Below are 18,848 nucleotides of genomic sequence, written 5' to 3' on the forward strand. Positions count from 1 at the left end.
TTTCAGTTTAGGCTTGCAACTTTGCAAGTACAGATTTAGTGAATTCTTTTGCATTGGCAAAGTCTTGTTCATCTGGATGCGTTTCAGCCGCTTTATGTAACGCATCCCGTTCAGGGCTTTGTCCGTGGGCAGATCCTGGTGGGAACATTTTATACATCATTTCGATTACTTTAGGATCGATTTTGCCTTGGCATACGAAGCCATCTACAAGGGACTCTTTATTTTGTAGTAATTCAGATGCTTTATCGATACTTTCACGAGCATGATCAGAATCTGCATACATACCTAGTGTGGCAAAGAATACGATATTTGGATTTGTTAAAGTTTCGATCAATTTTGCCGCTTCTTTATTCGCTGTACCGCGATCTACCCAGAAGCCTACGAATACTGTGTCATAATCAGCTAAATTTTCAGGCGCTTCCTTAACAGGAACGCATGGTGTACCTTCAGGCATCACAGAAGCCATTGCTTCTGCAACACTTTTTGTATTTCCCGTAAGGGAAGAATATAAAATAATGGATTTCATAATTATCTCCTTTAATTTTTTGATACGTGTATTACTTAGATACTTCTATTCCTCTTCATCATCTGATGAGTCATAACCTCTAAACTCAACTGGTACGTTGATATCGATATCTTCGCCTGTTGGATTTCGATATGGTGTTGCGGCCACTACGGCAGACATTGCGGGATCATTGAATATTTCATTTGTAGAAGATACGATACTTTGTCCAATAAGACTACCATTTGTATCAAGTGTTACTTGTACAGTCACATCGCCTTGTAATTTTCTTTTTAAAGCCATGGAAGGCATTTGTGCATTAGCTTGTACTCTTGCTCGGAACCCTTCCGTATCAAAGGCAGCTTTCACTGTACCATGACCATCACCATTACCATTGCCATTACCGTTGCCATTTCCCTGACCTTGGCCATCACCATTACCAGTGCCAACACCTGTACCGTTACCACCACCAGAGCCGCCACCATGTCCGGGGCCGGAACCACCTGTGGAATTATCACCAGAGGTATTACCTTTATGTTCGCCGCCTTTTTGAGGTACATCTACTGCATCAGGAATATCTGTTGCTGGAGATGGATCAACATTTGCTACAACAGCCTTTGTTCTTGCCGCCACTTCATCAGCCGATAGTGGTTTAGGGAATAGGTCTGACCTATTACCGCCACCACCACCAGCATGACCACTGCCGCCATCATCGAGAACACTTTGCGTGAGGTCGATTTCATAGGTTTCCATTTCTTGAATGGCTGGAACTACTACGAAAAAGATGACTGCAATAAAGAGAGCAATGAGATGAACTACGGCGGATATAATGGCTGCTTTTTTCCATGATATGCCTAGTCCCATAGTTATCCTTTCTGTTCAGCTGCAATCGCCAAGCGTTTAACACCAGATTGTTTTAGCATGTCCATGATCGCCACTACTTGACCATGAGCTGCTCGTTTGTCCGCTTGTAAGATAACACTAGCGTTAGGATTTTCTTGAATGCGCTGTTTAATCATAGCTTCTGCTTGATCAATACTCATTGGATTATTATCAATTGTAATATGCCCTTCCGCATCAAGGGTAAACACAACAGGCAATTGAGCTGGTGCAGATGCACTAGTAGCTTGTGGTAGTTGTACAGATAATGCTTTTTGAGCCACTGTTTGTAAGCTGTTCATCATGAAGAATACCAATAAGAAGAAGATGATATCAATCATTGGAATGATCATGAATTCCGGCTTAGTTTTCATACGAAAGCTTTGCAAATTCATAATTATTTCCACCCTTCTCGTTTAGCGCTAACAATGCTGACACACATATTTTCAATTTGGTTAATAATAGAATCTAAACGATGACTGAATACTGTGTATACAATAAAGGCCATGATGGCTACGCACAAACCAGATGCTGTAGCGATGAGGGCTTCACCGACACCACCAGTAATGGCGGATGCACCCGCACCGGAGTCAAGGATACTGAAAGAGCCAATCATACCTGTTACAGTACCAAGCAAACCTAACAATGGGGAGATTGTAACGGTAGCACTGAGGTAGTCCATATATTTACGGAAACCTACCGCATCTACCCCCATTTGGTCCGCAAAGGCTGTCTTCATAGCTTCTTCGCTAGAGGCGTTATTCAAGCCTGCTTCTGCAATACGGCTCGCAACAGATGGGTTTTCTTTGATTACTTTATCAATTTCTGTCCAATTTTGTAATTTTGCCAGTTCATTGACTGCATGCGTAACAACGAAGGTTTTACCGGCATATTTGCGATAGTAGAAAGCTCGTTCTGCAGCGATAGCGATCACCATGAAAGACAAGAGTAATAATGGATACATTACATACCCGCCGCTATGAAACAAGTGAATGACATAATTTAAGTTTTCCATATTAGTAACCTTTCTGCCTGTTTACAGACTGAATATTAGAACCTGTAGGTCCCTTGAATTCTTGTATAATCGCCTAACTTAAAGCTTTCACTACCATATAAAGTATCTCGTTTATTAGTGCCCTTCGCATCGAATGTATAGAATGCCTCAAGGAGCAAGTCCTTACGAGGTACATAGCCGGCACCGAATGTAAAGCTGCGAATACCGTCAAGATAACGATCCGGTACTGCGCCAGTACCATTGCCACCAAAGAAGGAGCCATGTTCAAAGTATTTGTAATCGATGAACGCATTCCAGGATTTTGGAATATCTAGGTCAGCACGGCCAATATCGAGACGAGCCATCCAGAAGTGTGGTGTCCCCCCCATTTGATGACCTTTAAGCGCAAAGTCTGCTGTGCCTCGTTCATGTTCATAAACCGTATTACCGTTTAAGTAACGGCCAAGGTTGGAACGGTTTTGTCCGTAATCAACGGTAACAGATGCATTAGCACCCAGTTGATATTTAGCACCGATACCGAATACATGAGCTACATTGGAGAAGCTATATTCATCATTGTCGTTGCCATTTGCATTGAGGTATGTATGAGTTTTACCACCAAAGGATCGTAAATACCAGGCTTGCAAACCAAGACGAGAGCCTATTTGTTTCTTGTATTGAACAAAGGCTGCTTTATCAATAGCTGGCACAGTATCTTTTTCAAGAACTACCCCTTCTGTGCGAATCAAGTTGCCAATGATCTTACCAATCGCTTCACGAGGCAATTTGTTTTCAGACTCTGCATCATGTACAACCTTTTCAAGATTATACATATAGTTAAACATTGCATTTGGCATGCCCCAACCATAATAAGAGCTACCTTCCCCCCAATCACTGGAGGACATTGTAAAGTTCTTTTTATAAATAGCATCTTTAGCATCAAAATCGCTAAATACATAGCTACCACTATCGTATTTATACGTTTTAGCACCTAAATAGCCAGTGAACTCATAATCACTAGCTGGTTGTCCATAGTAATCATAAGATTGTTTGAACGTCCCATCTGGCTGTTTAACCCAAACTACATCAAGCTCACTATTGTTATAGTTGCTCCAGTTATCTGTAGCATTATACTTAGCAATTTCTGCAATGGATTGGTTAATATCAGCACTATGTTTATCAACATAATCTTTTGGGTTCAACAAAGCATCTTTATTATCAGTAGATACGATAAGACCTTTAGCCTTTTCTTTTAAGGATTCAGGGTATAAAGAAGAGTTCACATTATACATAATGTCGCTAGTCTTATATAGTTTTTCCCCTGTATTCTTATTAGTAATTTCGTACATTGCATAACCACCAGATGGAATATCGAGGGAGAATTTTTTCTCCGCCATATCTGTAGGGTATGCCTTTGTAAGAATATCTTGTAATCGACTCATCACTTGAGCTTGTTTTTGTTGTGTTTCTGCAAGCTTAGCATTAGCCTTTTCAATTTCTTGATCCCGATTCGGATTGCTCCAACTTAGATTCAATGTAGCTTTATACGCTTCATATTCATCTTGCAAACCTTTTAGCTGTTGATAGAAGTAAAGGCTATCTGTCTTGCCTTTATAAGTAGAATCATAAATACCATTAGGACTATCTGGTGCAGCTGCATCTTCATCAGATTTTTTCTCACCATCAGAACCTGTTTTTGTAGCACTACTAATATCGTATGGGAACTCATCACGGTTAATACCAATCAATTCAGCTGCTGTTGGTGGTCTGTAGATAACTTCATGTACTGCATGAGTATAGGCAGAATCAGTGATACCTGTACTATGTTTGAAAGTACCAACACCGATACGAACTTGAGAGTCGTGACCATTCCAAACGGCACGAACACCATCATAAGATTGACCAAACCAGTAACCACTAGCCCCCATTGGCTCTGTTAAGCGGCCCACTGATACGTCCCATTTTTTAACCCGTCTTGTGAGATTCACTGTATCGAGTCGTTGATGGTTAAAGCCTTTAGAATCAGATTGAGTCCAACTTGTATCGACACCACTCATGCCAGTCGCACTACCGATAACCTTAAGGTTTGTAAACTCATTAAAGCGTGCATCAAAGCCAAGGCGCAATCGTTGTTCAAAGCTATGACGATTAGCATCGTACATATTCGCTTTTGCAGAACCGATAGCGGAGTTAGCTCTAAATGGAGATTGAGGTCTATTAGATCCATCATGTGCCATCCAGCGTGCTCTATAATCGCCGACTAATGTAACACCACGCTCTTTAGTGGTATCAAAATCAGAATGAATAAAATCAGTTAAGCGAACTACATCAGCTACGTTTTGTACGCCAGATTCAGCACTACCAACATCACTATTAGCAGCCGCTACATTTGCACCTGCTACGCCAGCCTTTGCGCCATTTTTGGTCTTGCCGATAGCTGTCGTTTTTGTACCATCGCCACCACCGAATTTAAGGTTAACGCCTACGCGGTATACCCGTTCTTGTGTGGCACGGTCATCGTCGCGATGGTTGAAGATATTGTTGATACCAAAGTACATCATGGCATTTTTATTGAATCGTTTTTGAACCATTACGTTCCAAATGCCAAATGTTTTCTTTTCATAAGTTTGCTTATTATAAACGCCTGCATCACCGGACAAGATATCTGGCCAATAGTTACCACCGTTATTAAGAGTATTACTATCAAGCATGTTGATATAATAATCACCCCAGATAGAACCATTCCAACCGGATTTAGGATTGTCATAAGTAATACCGATATCAACCTTGTGCATTGGTTTATCAAGCAATTGACGAGGCATTGAAGGATCGCTCTTGTTGATGGCATGTAAGTATGTATAACCTAACTTACCAGACCAATATTTGCCGAACTTTTGTTGTACTTCAGCTTGAAGACCTGTGATTTCTGCTTTACCAATATTTTTAAAGCTGTAAATCATGTCTGGTGCCCGTTGATACTTCGCATCGCCTTTGAGGTATGGCGCAAAGTCCATGAAGTCCCCTGTGAAGTACACGGACATATAGTTCTTGATACGATTGTGGAATACACCTACGCGAGCATAGGTATTTTTATTTTCCCCTTCCAAACTCATATCAAAGTTTACAGATTTTTCAGGTTTTAAATTAGGATTACCAGCCCAGTACCAACCGAGTTTTGCCACCCCAATCCCTACAGGGTTAGAAGCATACATTTCCCAGTTATACCACAATTCGCCCATGCCTGGCTCAGTATAACCAGTCCCTACATTGGCTTTAAATCTACGATGTGTATTGCCCTTTACGTTATAGGTCATACCTAAGGAAGCAGATAGGTTAGAACCAAACAAGCTACTATTATCAAAACGTAAAATTGGAGACAATGTTAAATTCTTATTCACTTGCCAAGTATCAGAAATATAAGCGTTTAACTTACGGATTGTACCGCTACCAGTAGTCAATCGTTGATCTCGATTGCGGTACTCTTCTAAGAAGGCTTTGCCATTTAATTTAGGCGCCTTTTTACGCATTTCCGGATCATTGGACTCGCCATATTTAAAATAGTCACCTACGATATTGGCACGTGTGGCAGATAATACAGGATTTTCTGCTTTTAAACGATCTTCTAAGGCTTTATAACGAGCTTTAAACTCATCCGTTACAGGTTGATTATTTGGGGATGTACTAGACCAATCACTTAATCGGCTTTCAGATAAACCATAATTTATATAGTCATCATATGTAATACCTGGTTTTTGAGCATCTGTTTCGGCGCCATAGTATTCATAATCCATATCCCATTGTGGCATACCCCCACCGGAATTAATGAATTTGTAGTCGTGGATGTGAGAGTACACTTTAATGCTATTATCGCCTTTACGACGTACAAGACGGTCAAGTTTATCCACTAGCAAGCTCTTATCGTAATCCCAAGGATCGATGTACATAGTGCTTGTATTAGGAGAGCTCTTTAAGCGGCTACCAGAGCCTTCTTCACGAGCATAGCTTACGCCGTAGCTAAGCAGATGGTTTTTGTTAAGTTGTGTGTTCGCATTAGCTCGAATATCTAATTGGCGATGATCGATATTATCGATATAGCGCAACTCATTGGAGCCTTCATACGCAGAACGACCAGTATAACTAATGAGTGCTACATCATTTTCTTTGATGCGGGAGTAGTTAGTTTCAACAGTCCAATCGCTTTTACCTGCTCGAGATGACCATTGTAAGTTTGCCGTATTACGGTCCGCGGTACGTTTAAAATGTTGTTGTGGCTCTAAGTCGGAATCAGAGTGTTTAACATCGCGCACAAGATCTTCTGTATAACGATTGAGACGCATTTCAAATTTATTTTTATCATTTGCCTCGTAAGTTGCTACAAGACCAATATCGGCTGCATCACCGTAGTGACGAAGTACATTGGGCTTAAAATTATGTTTTGCATAGTCATAAGCCATACCAGATGCACGCCGGCTAACGGATGCCAATACAGGCATGAGATCTCGTTTACTACCGGATAAACCAACCTTCAATTTCCCCATTTGACCAGAGTCGGCACGAATGAAGAAGTTTTGGAATGGGAACGCATCGCCATCGCTTTTACGTCGCATACCTTCTGCATTTAATTGCAAGGATGGTTTCTTTTGTGCCTTTTTAGTGATGATATTAACTACACCACCTATAGCATCAGAGCCGTATTTAGCACTGGCAGCACCTTGAATAACCTCTATACGTTCAACGTTTTCTGTGCCTAGCCGTTGTACTTCGTCTGCTGCACCAGAGTACTTATCAAAATCGCCGAGTACAGGTTGACCATCGACAAGAATCAGTGTGTGACGCGCTTCGGCACCGCGGATAGATACACCAACACGGCCCATAGCATCAACGGTTCTAGATACACCTGTTTGAGTAAATATAATATCTTCGACGGACTTCGCCTGTTTCTTTTCAATCTCTTTCTTGGTAATGATTTGCACTTGCTGTGAGTTCAATTTTGCTTCTTCTTCTGCCCATGTACCTTTGACATGAACAACATCCGTAGTTACAGTCGCATTATCCGCCCAAACTACGAGAGGTGCGCTAAGCCACAAGGCAACTGCACTCGACAGAATAATATTACGTTTTGTATGTCCCCACCTATTCATTGTGCCCTCCTCAATTTACAACTATTTGTATGTCCCCACCTATTCATTGTGCCCTCCTCAATTTACAACTAACCATATATTTTGTATCTCCCACTACCATCAAAAAAAGATACACTTTACCAACATATAATGACATTGAATATCATTCACATTTTTATGTTAGCAAAGTGTATCTTGCATATCTACTCCGAAAAGACCAAAAATATACATTTCGGACAATATTAAGTTTTTATAACCTACTCGTGCTAAGCCTTACATACTTATATTATATATATTACTAAGCACTATAATGCACGCCTTGGTTTAGTTTGGCTTAACTTAAGGTATTTATACTTTACGATAAGCACTAGGTGTTACACCTGTAGCCTCTTTGAATGCACTAGTAAATTTACTGCCATTCTCGTAGCCTACGGCATTAGCAATTTCTAAAATAGATTGATCTGACTCTTGAAGCAAACGCTTAGCTGCATTAATACGACATTCCTTTAAATATTGATGGATTGTCGTACCATATACCCCTTTAAAACAACGCTTTAATGTTGATGTAGGAATATCAAATTCCTCAGACAAGGAATCTATAGTGAGTCGTTTCATAAACTGTGTAGATATATGTTCATTAACAGCTTTTACAATATCTACTTGTTGTTTACGATAAGAACTTCTCTTTTCATGATTAGTTGTAGAAATAACAGATAACAGCAAGAAGATTTCAATGACTTTTAATTTAAAATAGTGTTCCTTAATTTGTTCAGGCACCGTATATAAACTAGAAAAAATCTGACGAACAGATTCCGTCTCTTCCATCATCATACCAAAGTCAGAATGCTCACAGAATCGGTTTGCTAATTGAGTCAAATCGATGCGCGCTTCAGTAACAAGTGCATCTAATACGGGTTGAGCCTTTTCAACATCTACGAGTAATACAATCCCCTTAAACAGTTTTGTAGGGAAGTAGTTCTCATGTTGATAATCAGCATGAATATGCCACCCTAAGGACATATCACCTGGTCCCATATATAAATAATCACCAGATGTAAACTTGCACTCAATACGCCCCTCTTCACAATGATTTATGGCAAACGTCTTTGTATGTGATTTAGCATAAAATTGAATCGTTTCTTGCTTCACATCAAGGAACATCAAATCAATACCGTCAAACACTGTATGTCTCGACATAGAAATTCCTGCATGTGAAACTGCATGATTATGTGGATTCATACTATCACCATATACACAAATACTATAAAAATTATTATATAAACAATTATTATAGTATAATTATTGATATTCATTGTCAAATTAAAAATAGTAATAATTCATTTTTTATTTGAAAATATAAGTTTTTGATTCTGCAATAAAATAAGCCTTGCAAGTTAAACCAACGCGGTCTAACTTACAAGGCTATATTTAGAATTATCAGAGATAATTCTTTATTTTTTTGTTTTTACAATAAAGACTAATGCTATAACATGACCAATCCATACAAAGGCCATAACGATAAGTGCAATGGGCATATCTTGACTAAAATAGGCACCAATTGCCATTATTGTACTAACCGATAAGAGAATGGACAACTTTGTCCGCAACGTCAACGCTTTATCGCGTTCATAAGCACCAACAGTCTTTTGATATAAACTAGACTCCAAAAATATCTTATGGAATCGTTCAGATCCTCGGGCTAAACAAAATAATGTTAGCATATATAACGGAACTGTTGGTAACAGTGGTAGTACGATGCCTGCTGTACCGAGGGCAAAACTAATTGCACCAATGGCCAGAAATACATATCTAACTACAACATTACTATGTTGTTCAGTTGCTTTCATTAATCCTCTTCTACGTAGTTAATTACTTTACCTTTTGTTTTAATAAAGTTAGGAATGATAAGTACTAATGCAGCAATAGCTACGATACCGTAAATACCAGCCATACCTACCCATTCATAAGCATTACCTAATACAAGGCCCATTACAGCAAAGTCCGCATCACCAAATGTTGTATTTTGGAAGCCTAATTGACCAAGAACTGGAAGGGCCATTGCTGGCAAGAATGTAATAGCTAAACCATTAAGGAACGCACCTACTGCGGCACCACGGCGACCACCTGTAGCATTACCATAGATACCTGCTGTAGCACCACAGAAGAAGTGTGGTACAAGACCAGGAATAATCAATACACCACCTACAGCACCAAGGATAAGCATACCGATGATACCGCCGATGAAGGAGCTAAGGAAGCCTAATACTACAGCTGTTGGAGCATATGTGAAGAATACAGCACAGTCTACAGCTGGGATGGCATTAGGAATAATTTTTGTAGCAATACCTTGGAAGGCAGGAATCAAATCGCCTAAGATCATACGTACACCAGAGTATACGATTGTTACGCCTACAGCAAAGTTCATAGCACTCATAACAGCATATAAGTAAGGACTCATATCACCAGATAAAGTAGATACGAATTCAGAGCCTGCTGCAATAGCTGCAATCAAATAGAATACGATCATAGTCAATGCAGTAGATAATGTGGAGTCACGCAAGAAGCCCCATTTTTCAGGGATTTCAATATCTTCTGTGCTATCTTCAGCTTTACCTACATATTGAGCAACCCAAGCAGATAAATAATAACCTAAACTACCAAAGTGACCAATAGCAATTTCATCACCATCAGTAACTTTAGATGTGTAGCTTTGACCAATAGCTGGAGAAATTGCAGACCATGCGCCCATCAAGAAACCACCTACAAGGATGAGTTCCATACCAGACAAACCTGCTGTACCGAGTACGGCAGACATGAGACATGCCATAAATAAACTGTGATGACCTGTTAAGAACACATATTTGAACTTGGTGAAACGAGCAATACATAAGTTCATCAATAAGCCTACTACGAGAATAGACATCGTTTCAACGCCAAGAACCTTTTGTGCAACAGCCACAATAGCTTCATTGTTTGGTACAACGCCAGTAATATGGAAGCCATGTTCAATCATCTTACCTAGTGGATCAAGATTGCTAACGATAACGCCAGCGCCTGCTGCGAGCATTAAGTAGCCAAGAATCGGTTTTAATGTACCTGTCATTACCTTATGAAACGGACGTTTCAAAGCAACTAAGCCTACACATGACATAATACCAATTAAAAGTGCTGGTTGAGACAGCACGTCACGTAAGAACTCTAATACCATTTCCATGGCACTACCTCCTATATATAGTTGTTAAAAATTATTGTGCAGCTTGTTTTAATGCTTCAAGAACATCTTCTGTGATTTTCTTTTTATTAATATAGCTGCGAACAATGGCGATATTTTTACCTTCGAATTGTTCTGCCAATTCTTTTACAGTTACGATAAGATCAGCCTTACGACCTTGTGCCGCATTAAAATCGATTGACTCAACTTGTGCATCAATGCCGTTTTCAGCACAGATCTCTTCGATTTTCATTTTTAGCATCAAGCTAGAACCAATGCCATTACCGCATACAGTTAATACAGAAATCATAATTACCTCCTTCTATAGCTATTATTGTTCATCTAAATGCTCTGCCAAGAATGCTTGTACATCATCTATACTTTCAAACTCAACGGCTGCATCTAGAAATTCCTCATCCTCAAACAAAGTAGCGATATCTGTCAACAATTGAATATGCTCATCCTTATTAGGAGCACATAAGAACAATGCTACAGATACAGGGTCATTATCTGGGCTACCAAAGTTCAATGGTTTTTCCAACGTAACTAAGGCTGTACCTACTCGTTTTGCGCCATGTTCAGGACGAGCATGTGGCATAGCAAGACCTGGAGCCAATACAATATATGGACCCATTTCGCGTACCACCTCAACCATAGCCTCTGTATAAGATGGATCAGTAAAACCAGCATCAACCATGAGTTGGCCACCGTGACGAATTACCTCTTCCCACGTTTCAGCGGGATAGTGAAACGATACATTATCCTCGGATAATAAATCTTGTAACAAGCTAACACCTCCTAAGCTTACATCTATACATATATTTCTATTATAGCCATTAAAAGAAGTTTTTCATATATCAAAATAACAATGACCTTATCAAAATGAATAAATCTAACATTCAAAACTGTTGTTTTATAATTTTTTAACATCAAGCTAATATATGATTAAATGCTCATATTATTCCACTAATCATACTTAAATAATTTAATACTATTATAGAATCAGCTCTATATTTAACTCTATAACCCTTATGAACATTCTATAGAACACCTATATTTATCATACCTATACAAGTATGTATATTGTATATATATTGAAAACTCTCTATACTTAGATAAAGTATATTTCACCTACACAAAAACAGAATAAGGAGAATTTATGCAGACTTCCGTAAAAGTATTTATACTAGGGTTACTACTTTGTATTTCCTTAGTAACAGCTTTGCAATTTGGGGCTAATTTTATCCCTTTAGATCAAATTATTTCAGCTCTTATGTCGTTGATCGATCCCAACGCCAAAGCTTCGATGACAGATACGATTATTACAGATATACGCTTACCACGACTGATTTACTCCGTACTGACAGGCATTGGCCTATCCCTTGTGGGTTTGTTAATGCAAACAGTAACAAGAAACGCACTGGCCGACCCTTATGTATTAGGTGTTTCATCAGGTGCTAGTACAGGTGCCGTCTTTGCTATCATCATGGGTGGACTCCCCTTCTTAGGTCAGTATAATACGCCTATTTTTGCCGCCTTAGGCGCTGCTCTTTCCATCATAATGGTATTACTATGTGTTGGTAAAAGTAACAGCCCAGTAAAGCTCATCCTCATCGGTATGGGTATGACTGGTATATTCTCTGCACTAACCATGATGATTATTTACGGAGCCAAGCACGAGGCACAAGTTCGAAGTGCCATGTTCTGGTTACTAGGTAGCTTCGCAGGCATTCAATGGGGTGATTTACCATTAACAGCTATCATTGTAACCTTGTTTATGCTATACATCTATATGTTTAATCAAGATCTCGACGTGCTACTACTAGGTAATCATGAAGCAGCGCAAATGGGCTTATCCGTTAAACAGCTACAGCTAAGCATCGTTATTATATCCTCTATTGTTATTGCCACATTAGTATCAAAAGTAGGTGTAGTCGGCTTTATAGGACTCATAATTCCACACCTAGCTAGAATTGTGGGCGGCCCTAAGCATAGAAACACTTTACTCTTTAGTGCTCTAATCGGTAGTATCGTCATGATATGGTCAGATGTATTATCAAGAGCGCTGTATAGTCCGGAGGAAATTCCAATCGGCGTTCTTACATCCTTACTAGGGGCTCCACTCTTCATTTGGATTATTATGAATCGTTACAAACATAATGGTTAGTGTATATCATGTCTACAGGAGATACTATGTATCAAATTAATCAGCTGTCCTTCTCGTATGAGAAAAAGGAAGTGTTAAAGAATATTTCTGTAACATTTCCAGCTAATAAAATAACAGCCATAATTGGACCGAATGGATGTGGTAAGTCTACGCTACTTAGCCATCTATATCGGCTTCAACCATCTAAAAACAAAATTATATTAAATGATAAACCCTTAGAGTCTTATAAAGGTCGTGAGTTTGCTCAATTAGTAGCAGTGTTAACACAGTCTAGGGACTCTATGATCGATGATTTCCTCGTAAAAGATATTGTCCTCATGGGCCGTTATCCATACAAGCAACACTTCGGTACCTATAGTGCAGAAGATGTAAAAATCGCAGAGCACTATATGAACGAAGTAGGCATTACTCATTTAGCTGACGAAGAAATTCATCACCTCTCAGGTGGGGAAAAACAACGCGTTTTTATTGCAAAAGCGTTAACGCAAAAACCTCAAATACTTCTTTTAGATGAACCTACTAACCATCTAGATATGAAGTATAAGGTAGCGCTTATGAAACAATTGCGAGCTTTCAAAGGCACAACTATCGTAGTTCTACATGATTTAAATCTAGCGGCTCAATATTGTGATCATATCGTAATTATGAATAAAGGAACAATCCTAAAGGAAGGTTCTCCCACTGAAGTGCTGACACCTGAAATTCTTGAACCCATATTTGAAGTTCCTTTCAAAACCTCTTGGGATGAAGGGCGCTATCACTTATATTATTAATTAAAAGAAAGGGCTTACTATGTTTCAAAAATTAAGAAAATCAAAAAAATTACTATTAATTGCTATGGCATGCGCCACATTTGCTATTGCTGGTTGTGGTTCTGATACAACTAAAAGCGCAGCTGACAACGGTAAATCTGTAACGTGGAGTGAAACATTTGACGGTACAAAAACTGACTTTGCCGTAAAATCCGCCCCTACTCATGCGGTATCCATGTCTCAAGCAACTACAGAAATGATGCTTCAATTAGGTCTTGAAGACAAAATGGCAGGTACTGCATTTAAAGAGGAAGAAATCTATCCACCTCTTCAAGCATCTTATGACAAAGTAAAAGTATTAGCAGAAAAATGGCCTTCTTACGAAGTATTCATGTCCGTAAAACCTGACTTTGCTACAGGCTGGCCTGACTCCTTCAGCAAACGCGCTATCCCTGCAGACAAAATGATCGCTCAAAAAGTTAATATTTGGATTCCTGAATCTATGTTGTCTACTAAAGCAGATTTAGAAACTAACTTTAGCGACATGATTAAATTAGGTGAGATCTTCGGTGTAAAAGCAAAAGCTGAAGAATGGGTTGCAGGTCAACGTAAAACGTTAGAAGCTATCCAAGCTAAACTTAAAGACTTGCCTCGTAAACGTGTATTCATTTATGACTCTGAAGATGGCCAACCATTCACAGCCTTCGAAGGTTATACTACTAACATCTTAAAACTCATTGGCGCTGACAATGTAATGAGCGGCTTAGGTGTAGATAAAACATGGGCTAAAGGATCTTGGGAAACAGTAATTGCTCAAAATCCTGATTATATCATCATCGCTGACTATGGCAACTCTATCCGTAACGATGACGATTTCCAACAAAAAGTAGAAAAAATTAAATCTAATCCTCAACTTCAAGATATTACAGCTGTTAAGGAAGGGCATTTCATTCGTGTAAAACTATCTGAAATCACTCCTGGTGTACGTACAGTTGATGCTCTAAAACGTTTAGCTGAAGAAATTCACGGCGTTAAAATCGACTAATATAGCTGATAATACACTAATATAATTTACCTAATTATAATCAACGAAAAGGTCCCAATTCAAAAGAATTGGGACCTTTTTCGTACTACTTGTATTGCACACAGCATATGATTTAGAGAGTAGAGATGTGTTGTAGTTGAAAGATTTAGGAATAATAGATTATTGTAAAATAGATTTAAAGTTTATTAAGTTGTATATGCTGTGACAATGCCTAATTAGTTATGTATGCGTTTATATATTTATTTATCTATCTATGTATACATTTATGCGTTTCTAGCACATTGTTGCCTATATCGTTTATCGTTATTAGCCTTAATGGCCATGATCAAGGGTTTTAGTGAAAGAAATTCTTCATCACTGAGTCGAATAGTTCTACCAATACGTTTAATAGGATTACGTGGGCGCCCGGCACCGCGTCTAGTTCCACCCCATGCCATATACTTACCTCACTTTTCACTTAAAAAACTCCTTCTACCGATAGTATAACCTCCGATACATAAGTATGCAATAGTTATTCATTTTAAACAAACCCAAAACAGCCTATAAACAAGTAATAAACTGCATTTATTAATAAAACGCATAATTCACAAAACCACATATTTATAAGTTTTTCTTCCTATACAACTTGAATTCCAACATCAACGTTGCCAAATATAGATAAATCGCTTTTATAGAATATAGTATTTAAAACCAACCAAAATCTAACGCCATTATCTATTTCTAAGACACAATCTTATGAATTTAGGTCCTACAAAAAAAGACTGCTTTCGCAGTCTTTTGTATTGTTATATAGTTATGTATTAACCAAATAGTAAGTGCCCTAATTCATAAGCAATAGCCGCTACAATCCCAGATAGTGGAATTGTTACAAACCAAGCTAACACCATAGATCTTGCTACACCCCAGTTTACGGCTTTAAGACGTTTAGAGGAACCTACACCTAATAAAGAACCACTTACAACGTGTGTTGTACTTACAGGTAGGTGCAAGAATGTAGCGGTAAAAATAGTGATGGCAGAGTTCAAATCAGCAGCAAAACCATTAATAGTTTCTAATTTGAAAATCTTAGTCCCCATAGTAGAGATAATTTTCCAACCGCCCACTGCAGTCCCCATAGCCATAGCCGTAGCACAACAAAGTTTGACCCATAATGGTACGTCTAATGTATCAATATAACCGCCACTAAGCAATGTTAAGGTAATGATCCCCATCGCCTTTTGGGCGTCATTAGAACCATGAGAAAAGGCCATCATAACCGCAGATACAATTTGCATGGATCTAAATCTATCATTCAATACGATTGGAGAAAATCTACCAAAGATGAGTAACAAAACTTTCATTACAATATAGCCACCAATCATGGCTACGATTGGAGATAAAATGAGGGATAAGAAGATTTTTAAGATACCAGCCTCATTTAAAGCATCAAAGCCTACAGACCAACCTACGGCACCGATGATACCACCAATAAGTGCATGGGATGAGGAGCTTGGAATCCCCCAATACCAGGTCAACAAGTTCCATGTAATGGCACCAATAAGGGCCGCTGCAATGATACTACTATTGATAAGAGATGCAGACATAACGATGTCACCACCGATAGTCTTCGCAACACCTGTACTAACCATCGCCCCCAAGAAGTTGAGTGCAGCAGTCATCATAATCGCCTTTTTAGGCTCAATAGCACGGGTGGATACGGATGTAGCAATGGCATTCGCTGTATCGTGGAAGCCATTGATATAGTCGAAGGCTAATGCCAAAAATACTACTAGCCATACTAAATATTGAGCATCAAGCATACTTCAATACTACCCGGCGGAATGTACCAACCAAATCTTCGCAACCATCGATTACATCCTCCATGGCGCTAAGGATTTCCTTCCACTTGATAATTTCAATTGGATCTGTACACTCAGTAAAGAGCTTAGCCATTTCTTCGTGGTAAATGTTATCCGCTTCAGACTCAAGTTTCAATACTTGGTGTACACGGCCTTCTACCTTAACATGGTCCTTTTTAAGGCTACCCATGTAACCGATAGATTTATTGATATGCTTAACGCATTTTACAACGATTTCACTCATGCGGATAGCACCATCACTTGGTTTATTAACGTGGTACATAACCATTTTATCCATAATTTCTTTGATATTATCTAATGTAGTATCCAATTGGTCGATCAAGAGCTGAATATCTTCACGATCCATTGGAGTTATGAATGTTTTGCGCAAACGCTCTACTGTTTCGCTTACTAATTCATCGGCAGCTTTTTCCTTTGTATCAATTTCAAGAAAAGCCTCTTCTTTAGAGATTTCGCCTTTAAACACACGTTCCATCATCTCTGCACTTTCATATGTAAGAGCAGCATGATTTTCTAAAATACTGAAAAATTTTTCTTCTTTTCCTTTTAATTTAAAAGCCATGAAGATCCTCCTGAAACAGTATTGATTGCTTCTATAATAATATCTTAATTATAGCACACTAACTATAATTCCTAAACTAATTTACCAATCTCTATATTTTAACCCCTATGCGTATATAGCATATGTGTTATTCAACTATGTGAAAGTCTTATTATCTTTAGGTGCGCTATAAAATATCACCATCAATATGTTTCAAAACAAAAAAAGCAGATAGCTGATGTCATCATCAACTATCTGCTTCACATTTTATTAATTTGCTTCCGCTGCTGCTTTCGCCGCTTCTGCTGCCTTTTTCAAGTTAGGCACAGATGTTGGACATGTAGCAGGCGTACAAGCACCATTAGGGCCTAAGTCCGCTGCACGGCTCACAAATGTAGTATGTAACATGTGATGTGCTTTATGGCTCATAGGTTTGCCATCGAAGAACTCAGCATATAATTTTTGGATATTTGGATTATCACAAGCTGCTTTCACTTGTACCTCTGCATCACGAGTATACAAGGACGCAATACGAGCTTCACGAGCTTTGTCAGCCATCGGTAATTTAACACGTGGTTGACCACCACCACCGATACAGCCGCCACGGCAAGCCATTACTTCGATGAAGTCATAATGGATGTTTTCTGCACGCATGCGTTCGATGAACTTACGCAAGTTGCCAGTACCATGTACTGCTGCTACGTGTAATGTTTTATCCCCAATTACTACGTCAGCTTCACGAGCACCATCCATACCACGAATAGCTTCAAATGGAATCAATGTTTGAGGTGCATCTTCACCAGTTGCCATTTTATAAGCTGCACGCATAGCAGACTCCATAACGCCACCAGTATTACCGAAGATGATACCACCACCAGAAGCTTCACCCATCAATGGATCGAATGCAGAATCTTCAAGTTCATCAAAATTAATTTCTTCTGCGCGCAACCATTTTGCTAGTTCACGTGTAGTAATACAGTAGTCTGTATCGCGCATTTCTGGTACATCCCAGTATTCAGCAGAGGAATTCATTTCGTCACGACGGATTTCGAATTTTTTGGCTGTACAAGGTGTTACTGCAACAGCAACGATTTGTTTTGCATCAAGGCCCATTTTTTCAGCAAAATATGTTTTTTGCGTAGGCGCTTGCATAGCAATTGGACTTTTAGCAGTGGACAAGTTTGGCAAGAATTCTGGATAGAATGTTTCTGCAAACTTAACCCATGCTGGGCAACAAGATGTAAATTGAGGCAATACCGCATCACTGTTGATAACGCGTTCTAACAACTCAGATGCTTCTTCCATGATAGTCATGTCAGCGCCAAAATTTGTATCGAGGATATAGTCACCACCCAATTTACGAAGGGCTGCAACCATTTTACCTTCTACAAAAGTACCAGCCTCAAGGCCAAATTCTTCACCTAAACCAACACGAACAGCTGGTGCCGTTTGGAAGATAACGATTTTATTAGGGTCAGCAATCGCTGCTTTAACTTCATCAATTTCACTACGTTCATTGATGGAATCGAATGGACAGATAGATGCACATTGACCGCAATGAATACAAATAGGATGGTCCCCATTAGTTGTTAAATCATAATAATCAAATACACCCATATCTACAGCACAAGCTTTACGACATAAGGAGCAATTTTTACATTTAGACAAATCTTGAACTAATGCAATATTTCCGTCTTCAATTGGTACGCGACGGTCTAAGAATTCATACTTACTCATGAGTTTCCTCCTACTTAGGTAACGTTGTTATCGTTAATCGA

At 39.0% G+C, this 18,848-nt stretch carries 17 protein-coding genes; 3 read left to right on the top strand and 14 right to left on the bottom strand.

Annotated elements, in window-relative coordinates:
* Nucleotides 1-7 precede the first annotated feature (7 nt).
* The 10 genes from VEHSUH06_RS08325 to VEHSUH06_RS08370 form a co-directional block, all read right to left on the bottom strand.
* Nucleotides 8-526 (bottom strand): flavodoxin family protein, encoded by a 519-nt coding sequence (locus tag VEHSUH06_RS08325; protein ID WP_105098509.1) that lies wholly within the window; start codon nt 524-526, stop codon nt 8-10.
* Nucleotides 527-571: 45 nt separating this feature from the next.
* Nucleotides 572-1,366 carry an energy transducer TonB gene (locus tag VEHSUH06_RS08330; RefSeq protein WP_105098510.1) on the bottom strand — a complete coding sequence of 265 codons (795 nt, stop codon included), beginning with the start codon at nt 1,364-1,366 and terminating at the stop codon, nt 572-574.
* 2 nt (nt 1,367-1,368) lie between these two features.
* The gene (locus VEHSUH06_RS08335; RefSeq protein ID WP_039969325.1) at nt 1,369-1,776 is read right to left on the bottom strand and encodes a biopolymer transporter ExbD; all 408 of its coding nucleotides are present in this window, start codon (nt 1,774-1,776) and stop codon (nt 1,369-1,371) included.
* 2 nt (nt 1,777-1,778) lie between these two features.
* Nucleotides 1,779-2,396 (bottom strand): MotA/TolQ/ExbB proton channel family protein, encoded by a 618-nt coding sequence (locus VEHSUH06_RS08340; RefSeq protein ID WP_105098511.1) that lies wholly within the window; start codon nt 2,394-2,396, stop codon nt 1,779-1,781.
* A 35-nt stretch (nt 2,397-2,431) separates the two neighbouring features.
* On the bottom strand, nt 2,432-7,516 hold the full coding sequence (locus VEHSUH06_RS08345) for a TonB-dependent receptor domain-containing protein (RefSeq protein WP_105098512.1): 5,085 nt from the start codon (nt 7,514-7,516) through the stop codon (nt 2,432-2,434).
* Nucleotides 7,517-7,843: 327 nt separating this feature from the next.
* Nucleotides 7,844-8,734, bottom strand: coding sequence for an AraC family transcriptional regulator (locus VEHSUH06_RS08350; protein WP_105098513.1), 891 nt, complete (start codon nt 8,732-8,734; stop codon nt 7,844-7,846).
* Nucleotides 8,735-8,946: 212 nt separating this feature from the next.
* On the bottom strand, nt 8,947-9,342 hold the full coding sequence (locus VEHSUH06_RS08355; protein ID WP_105098514.1) for a YbaN family protein: 396 nt from the start codon (nt 9,340-9,342) through the stop codon (nt 8,947-8,949).
* Nucleotides 9,342-10,709 carry a PTS ascorbate transporter subunit IIC gene (locus VEHSUH06_RS08360; protein ID WP_009351123.1) on the bottom strand — a complete coding sequence of 456 codons (1,368 nt, stop codon included), beginning with the start codon at nt 10,707-10,709 and terminating at the stop codon, nt 9,342-9,344. The genes VEHSUH06_RS08355 and VEHSUH06_RS08360 overlap by 1 nt, the downstream gene beginning before the upstream one ends.
* 31 nt (nt 10,710-10,740) lie before the next feature.
* Nucleotides 10,741-11,016, bottom strand: a complete 276-nt coding sequence (locus tag VEHSUH06_RS08365) for a PTS sugar transporter subunit IIB (RefSeq protein WP_009351056.1) — start codon at nt 11,014-11,016, stop codon at nt 10,741-10,743.
* A 21-nt stretch (nt 11,017-11,037) separates the two neighbouring features.
* The gene (locus tag VEHSUH06_RS08370) at nt 11,038-11,493 is read right to left on the bottom strand and encodes a PTS sugar transporter subunit IIA (protein ID WP_105098515.1); all 456 of its coding nucleotides are present in this window, start codon (nt 11,491-11,493) and stop codon (nt 11,038-11,040) included.
* Between the two features lie 372 nt (nt 11,494-11,865).
* Here VEHSUH06_RS08370 and VEHSUH06_RS08375 point away from each other — a divergent pair, with 372 nt between their 5' ends.
* Genes VEHSUH06_RS08375 through VEHSUH06_RS08385 form a run of 3 tightly spaced genes read left to right on the top strand, consistent with a single transcriptional unit; the run spans nt 11,866 to nt 14,670 of the window.
* On the top strand, nt 11,866-12,873 hold the full coding sequence (locus VEHSUH06_RS08375; RefSeq protein ID WP_105098516.1) for an iron ABC transporter permease: 1,008 nt from the start codon (nt 11,866-11,868) through the stop codon (nt 12,871-12,873).
* Nucleotides 12,874-12,899: 26 nt separating this feature from the next.
* A complete protein-coding gene (locus VEHSUH06_RS08380) occupies nt 12,900-13,646 on the top strand; it encodes an ABC transporter ATP-binding protein (RefSeq protein ID WP_105098517.1) in 747 nt (248 codons plus the stop codon).
* Nucleotides 13,647-13,665: 19 nt separating this feature from the next.
* Nucleotides 13,666-14,670 (top strand): ABC transporter substrate-binding protein, encoded by a 1,005-nt coding sequence (locus VEHSUH06_RS08385; protein ID WP_105098518.1) that lies wholly within the window; start codon nt 13,666-13,668, stop codon nt 14,668-14,670.
* 263 nt (nt 14,671-14,933) lie between these two features.
* On the opposite strand, the gene VEHSUH06_RS10805 is transcribed toward VEHSUH06_RS08385, so the two are convergent.
* From VEHSUH06_RS10805 to VEHSUH06_RS08400, 4 genes are all read right to left on the bottom strand, one after another.
* Nucleotides 14,934-15,107: a hypothetical protein gene (locus tag VEHSUH06_RS10805; RefSeq protein ID WP_167386491.1), complete on the bottom strand. Its 174-nt coding sequence runs from the start codon at nt 15,105-15,107 to the stop codon at nt 14,934-14,936.
* Between the two features lie 363 nt (nt 15,108-15,470).
* Entirely contained in the window at nt 15,471-16,469 is a 999-nt protein-coding gene (locus VEHSUH06_RS08390) for an inorganic phosphate transporter (protein WP_105098519.1), read from the bottom strand.
* Entirely contained in the window at nt 16,462-17,091 is a 630-nt protein-coding gene (locus tag VEHSUH06_RS08395) for a DUF47 domain-containing protein (RefSeq protein WP_105098520.1), read from the bottom strand. Before VEHSUH06_RS08395 ends, VEHSUH06_RS08390 begins: the two co-directional genes overlap by 8 nt.
* Nucleotides 17,092-17,340: 249 nt before the next feature.
* Complete coding sequence (locus VEHSUH06_RS08400) at nt 17,341-18,807, bottom strand: [FeFe] hydrogenase, group A (RefSeq protein ID WP_105098521.1); 1,467 nt, start codon at nt 18,805-18,807, stop codon at nt 17,341-17,343.
* Between the last annotated feature and the right edge of the window lie 41 nt (nt 18,808-18,848).

It is taken from the genome of Veillonella sp. S13053-19 (assembly GCF_002959835.1).
GTDB lineage: Bacteria > Bacillota > Negativicutes > Veillonellales > Veillonellaceae > Veillonella > Veillonella rogosae.